The 4,692-nt window shown below is 38.1% G+C and carries 7 protein-coding genes; 2 read left to right on the top strand and 5 right to left on the bottom strand.

The window, feature by feature from the left end; all coding sequences use genetic code 11:
- Positions 1-143: transposase domain-containing protein (locus tag BUA59_RS23250; RefSeq protein WP_139248966.1), on the top strand; the 143-nt coding region annotated here is incomplete at its 5' end.
- 180 nt (positions 144-323) lie between these two features.
- Here BUA59_RS23250 and BUA59_RS23745 read toward each other — a convergent pair.
- The 3 genes from BUA59_RS23745 to BUA59_RS23240 form a co-directional block, all read right to left on the bottom strand.
- Entirely contained in the window at positions 324-497 is a 174-nt protein-coding gene (locus tag BUA59_RS23745; RefSeq protein ID WP_175550817.1) for a hypothetical protein, read from the bottom strand.
- A 222-nt stretch (positions 498-719) separates the two neighbouring features.
- Positions 720-1,331 carry a Yip1 family protein gene (locus BUA59_RS23245; RefSeq protein ID WP_072842467.1) on the bottom strand — a complete coding sequence of 204 codons (612 nt, stop codon included), beginning with the start codon at positions 1,329-1,331 and terminating at the stop codon, positions 720-722.
- 270 nt (positions 1,332-1,601) lie between these two features.
- Positions 1,602-2,249, bottom strand: coding sequence for a hypothetical protein (locus tag BUA59_RS23240; protein WP_072842466.1), 648 nt, complete (start codon positions 2,247-2,249; stop codon positions 1,602-1,604).
- A gap of 349 nt (positions 2,250-2,598) precedes the next feature.
- Between BUA59_RS23240 and BUA59_RS23235 the strand changes: the two genes are divergently transcribed.
- Positions 2,599-3,051: a helix-turn-helix domain-containing protein gene (locus tag BUA59_RS23235; RefSeq protein WP_072842465.1), complete on the top strand. Its 453-nt coding sequence runs from the start codon at positions 2,599-2,601 to the stop codon at positions 3,049-3,051.
- 61 nt (positions 3,052-3,112) lie between these two features.
- Here the strand turns inward: BUA59_RS23235 and BUA59_RS23230 are convergent, their stop codons facing one another.
- Together BUA59_RS23230 and BUA59_RS23225 are read right to left on the bottom strand one after the other, a co-directional pair.
- Positions 3,113-3,913 carry a DUF2971 domain-containing protein gene (locus BUA59_RS23230; RefSeq protein ID WP_072842464.1) on the bottom strand — a complete coding sequence of 267 codons (801 nt, stop codon included), beginning with the start codon at positions 3,911-3,913 and terminating at the stop codon, positions 3,113-3,115.
- Between the two features lie 12 nt (positions 3,914-3,925).
- Complete coding sequence (locus BUA59_RS23225; RefSeq protein ID WP_072842463.1) at positions 3,926-4,108, bottom strand: tyrosine-type recombinase/integrase; 183 nt, start codon at positions 4,106-4,108, stop codon at positions 3,926-3,928.
- Positions 4,109-4,692 lie beyond the last annotated feature (584 nt).

Genomic DNA, 4,692 nt, shown 5'->3' with positions numbered 1-4,692 from the left:
CGCTTTATAGCATCATAGAAACGGCCAAAGCCAATGGGCTTATCCCGTATGATTACTTAGTAAGATTGTTTGAAGAGCTGCCGAGAAGAAAGGAAAACGATGACGTAGACGATTTATTGCCGTGGAATATCAAGCTGACTTAAGTTTGAGAATAAAGGGTGAGTCTTCCCGCTGCATCCATGCAGCCTTGAATCTTCCTGAAAAGTGACAGAGCCTCCGTCCTGGAGGCGTGGACAAATCCATTGCCCTCTGTCTGATAATAAAGTTATAACAATCATTTACTAAAGTAAAGCAACACGATCTATGTGTGGTTTACCACACGCTTACATTAACTCTACATTATCTCCTGAATGACTTTTGAATTGTTGTAACTCTGCTTTTACCGAATCAAGCTCAGCTTTTAGCGCTTCTAAGCTGAGCTGGTGGGACGCTCGTTCTATTTCGAGTTGTTGTGTGAGTGCTTTCGTTTGTTGTTTTAATTCAGAATTGAAAAACATAAAAAGGGGTCCGGTCCAGACTTAGGTATAAAGCTATAAAATTGAATCGACAGTGTATCGAATTAGTAATTTGTGATTAGTGAGAATTATCAATAAAAGGCTGGAAGTTTGTTGGAAAATTGTAACATTGCGTTATTTTGTATGTGGTTAGATTCAAAAAAGTGTGCCACCTAGACCGATGAGGAGGCACACTTTTAGCTTAAACTAATGAATAGGATATTGTTACTGGAAGAAGCTCCAAACAATACTATGTTCAGAACCAAGGCTCCAAAGTAATACCACTGCTGCCAACAAAGCCTCCAATACTAAAACCCCAATACCAAGAGTAGTGCTGGAGAGAATAAAGCCTTGTTTATGACTAATGCCCAAGAAACTAGGCGTGCCTCGGTACAATAGATAACCTGTATAAGCGACGCCTGCTACGCAAGCGAGTAAACAGAGCCAAATTATCGGATAAATGGCAAAGATACCGCTTAAAAACATGGGTGTAGCAATATAACCTGCAAAGACAATACACTCTTGACGAGGAGGGCGATTCGGAAAGTTTCGCGCCATCCAGTGAATTAAACTACCTACCATTGCCACGGCAACAAGAATCAGTGCGTAAAACAACACACCTAAACCAAGGCCATCCATAAAAGACACCTTGATTGCTTCATCTCCTCCGAATGTCCAACCAAACTGTGTCGTGCCAATAAAAGTACTGACAACTGGAATAGCCGCCATCCAAAGAACATGATGTAAGTACAGATGACTTACCGATTCATGCTCCTTATTTATTTCGCGCCATTCCTTATCTGGATGATGAATAAGACCCCAAACATGATTGATCATGGATTCCCCCTTGTCTCACAGAGTGAGCATAATGGATTTGGAAAAAGTCCTGATACAGCCACGCCCAAACAAAAGTGGCTTATAACAGTATAGATGGATACGTAGAAATAGACCGAAAAGATGATAACGTTTTTTTATAAGTACTCAGTTGCTCAGACTATTTAGGAGCAAGCAGAGTGAGTGAGAAGGCGTAGTGCAATGAGATGATAGTTAAATAAAAAACCAACAAGTTAGATGTGCTCTATCTATCTTGTTGGTTTTAAATGACTTTTATTGACAGTTATAGTCTTGTTTCATCTCAACACTGTAAGGTTTGTCGACTGGATCATTAAAATTGGCTCTGGCGATGGTTTCTTTTGCTAAGAACTCGAACATTTTCCATTTTGAACAAGTAGGATGAAACACGGTATTGCTAGAGTCTAAAATCAGATTGTTTTTCTTATCTGTCAACTTGTACTGAAAGGTATAAACTTTCGTTGGTGTTTCTACCTTATCGTAACCGCTAACGATGGGTTCCATAAATTGACGATAACGCGTGACACAGGTTCGAGCGTCTGTGCTTGGGTTTCTATGGCAAACGGTATAAGGAATATTTCGCTCGTTATTAAACACAGGAACCTTCTTCGTTTCTGTGGTTTCTTCAGACGTAAAGTTAACCGATAGGTGATAGTCAGGATTGTTTTGAGAATCCGAGACATTAGTAAAGCCGCGCTCTTTCAATGCATTGATAATATCGGGGATGTATCGCTTATTCGTCAGATCATCGCCTTCCTTACTTGGAACGACAGCAATCGTAGCGGATTTATCAATATCTACATTTGAGTCAACATTACTGACATTTTGTCCTGCCAACTTCACATTGGATGAACAGCCCGAGAGAAGAGCTGAAAACAGCACAAAAAAAGTGAAAAGTCTCATAGTCGCGTTCTCCATTGCGTATCAAAAACAATTTTCCGACCAACATCAAAACACAGATAACACACAAAACCGAGATAAGCGTCCCACCTTCCACGTGTTTTTCAAAAACCTTACTCTAATGTAGCGCTTAAACAGGAAGCGTTGATAGAGGTTTTTACGTGACAAGTTTATCGGGCAAAGCGCTAAATTTATGATCTTGGGTAGCGGTGTTTCTAGTTCATGCACCTTTTGAATGTTGGTATTTGATTAAATTTAGCTTGATATATTTCGAATATTTCGAATAATACAAGTGTGTTATTGGTAGTTGTGCCAATAATATTACTTTTAGAAAAAACTCGGAGCAAAGAGTATGAACACCGCAATTCGTATCCCTAGCCAAGAAGAAGCGGCGCTAGCAAAACTGTGCAGCCAAGAGCTGGCAGGAGTGTTAGCGACTAACGGAGACGAGCAACGCTTTTCTTTTACGGATGACTCTGGAAATACGCATGATATAAAGCTACCCAAATCCGCATTGAACCTTTTTGTTGAGGTACTGACCCAGCTTGGAGAGGGAAATATTGTTCAAATCACGCCCATCCACGCCGAGCTTACCACTCAACAAGCTGCCGATATGCTCAATATGTCACGCCCGACTTTGATCAAACTTTTAGATGATGGTGCGATACCCTTTAATCGTAAAGGAAATCGCCGAAAAGTCGCTTATGTGGATGTGATGAAATACAAAGAAACGTTATTGAATAAACGATTAGCAAGCTTAGAAGAGCTAAGCGCACTCGATCAAGAAAACGACATGGGATATTAATGGATAATACTTACACCGTCATTTCAGATGGCTGTGTTCTTTATCCCGCTCCTCTAAGAAGTTATTTATAGTTAATCTCATAGTTTGCCGGGTTTAAGTAAGCTTTTTTGACCTCGATCTTTGGGGCGTGCTTATCAGCCCACTTGCGAATACGTTCTTCTACATCTTCAGGACACATAGCCCCAAGAATAATTCTTCCTAGTTGTGAGCGAGGATATGTATAGCAGTAGCATGGTAATGGATCATTTCTTGTTTTTTCTGTTGGCTCGAGTGTATGAAGTTCAACAACTAATCTCATTTCCTCTTCATAGTGCCAAACAGGGTCTTTGTATATAAAATAGCTTTTATCACTATAGGACTCTGACTGCTTAGTTGTAGGCCTGTATTTACTGTAGTCTACGTCCTGCGCTTTTAATTGAGTATTACTGTTCTTTAGTTCGAAAGAGTTCTCAATCTCTAGCATAAATCCAGTGTGATTTTTTGAGTAATGCGACCACATTAAAGTGCTCTTTTTATTTTTGCTGAGAGATAATACTCCGATAGATAGATCATTATGTTCTCTTAATTTCTTTATCTTTTGCTTTACTGTTTTCTCATATAGAGAGTCCCCAAGCTGCTTTAATGTTGCTCGTTCATAAGGTTCTCCAGTGTTCGTGTCTAGAAAATGCGTCGATTTACTTTTTGTTTTTTCTTGAATTATTTTTGCTAAATCGTGAGAAGTTTTTTTATCAATATCGATTGTTGGACTTAGATCGAATGGGTCATTTAATGTACTTGGTTGTGAGAACCTAAGATTAATGTCCCCATTTTTTAACAGGATAAAACCCTCACTTTCTGGTGGGTAATATTTATAAAGTTTCATAACTGTCCTTGTCTATTTAATGTTTGAAAGTAGGTTTAGTCGTGTGGCTTCTTCTAGGAAGTCGGACGATAGGTGCGAGTATCGCATGGTCATTTTTATGCCACTATGGCCGAGTAGTTTTTGTAAGGTCAAGATGTTGCTGACATTATTATAAAAAATGAAAAGCCATCTCTCCCTAAAGTTTGAGCAGTTCAGATAGACAGCTCATGTTTTTGTGGCTTCTCTAGCCATGGTTTTAGATCCGCTTGGGTTTCAAATTGAGTAATGGTATAAAGCTGGAATTGTTAACGCTCTATCTTAGTTGGAAAGACATGTTTATGTTAGCGACTGCTACGGCTATTGACTTGAGAGCTGAATTAGTAACCAGAGGCGACTGTTTTTAATAGACACTTAAATAACCTCTAGAGAGTTAGTTATATTTACTATTTCAACAACGTTCCAGCCAAGAGACTTTTTATCTGTTACTTCACAATCAAGTGTATAAATTATTTTTTCATTAATTTCTGTAATGAAGAAGTAGCAAAGATAGAATCTTTTTCCTAGTTCGTCTGGGAAATTGAGTTGATAACGTCTGTGTTGATCTTTTTCTACTCTCATGGAATAGCTACAAAAATTATTATGTTCTTTTAGATAAAATTGAGAACTTTCAATTCTTTTTCCTTGATTTGTAATTGTTATTTTTAAAGTGTTTTCTTTTAACTTTATAACTTTATAACTTTATAACTTTATAACTTTATAACTTTATAACTTTATAACTTTATAACTTTATAACTTTATAA

The sequence above is a fragment of the Marinomonas polaris DSM 16579 genome, from assembly GCF_900129155.1.
Classification (GTDB): Bacteria; Pseudomonadota; Gammaproteobacteria; order Pseudomonadales; family Marinomonadaceae; genus Marinomonas; species Marinomonas polaris.
Note: the sequence above shows the minus strand (reverse complement) of the source record. Positions and strands in the feature narration are given on the sequence as shown.

Excerpts from the sequence above, each read along its gene's own strand:
- BUA59_RS23240 (WP_072842466.1), bottom strand. The coding sequence starts at position 2,249 with ATGAGACTTTTCACTTTTTTTGTGCTGTTTTCAGCTCTTCTCTCGGGC.
- BUA59_RS23235 (WP_072842465.1), top strand. The coding sequence starts at position 2,599 with ATGAACACCGCAATTCGTATCCCTAGCCAAGAAGAAGCGGCGCTAGCA.
- BUA59_RS23245 (WP_072842467.1), bottom strand. The coding sequence starts at position 1,331 with ATGATCAATCATGTTTGGGGTCTTATTCATCATCCAGATAAGGAATGG.
- BUA59_RS23230 (WP_072842464.1), bottom strand. The coding sequence starts at position 3,913 with ATGAAACTTTATAAATATTACCCACCAGAAAGTGAGGGTTTTATCCTG.
- BUA59_RS23745 (WP_175550817.1), bottom strand. The coding sequence starts at position 497 with ATGTTTTTCAATTCTGAATTAAAACAACAAACGAAAGCACTCACACAA.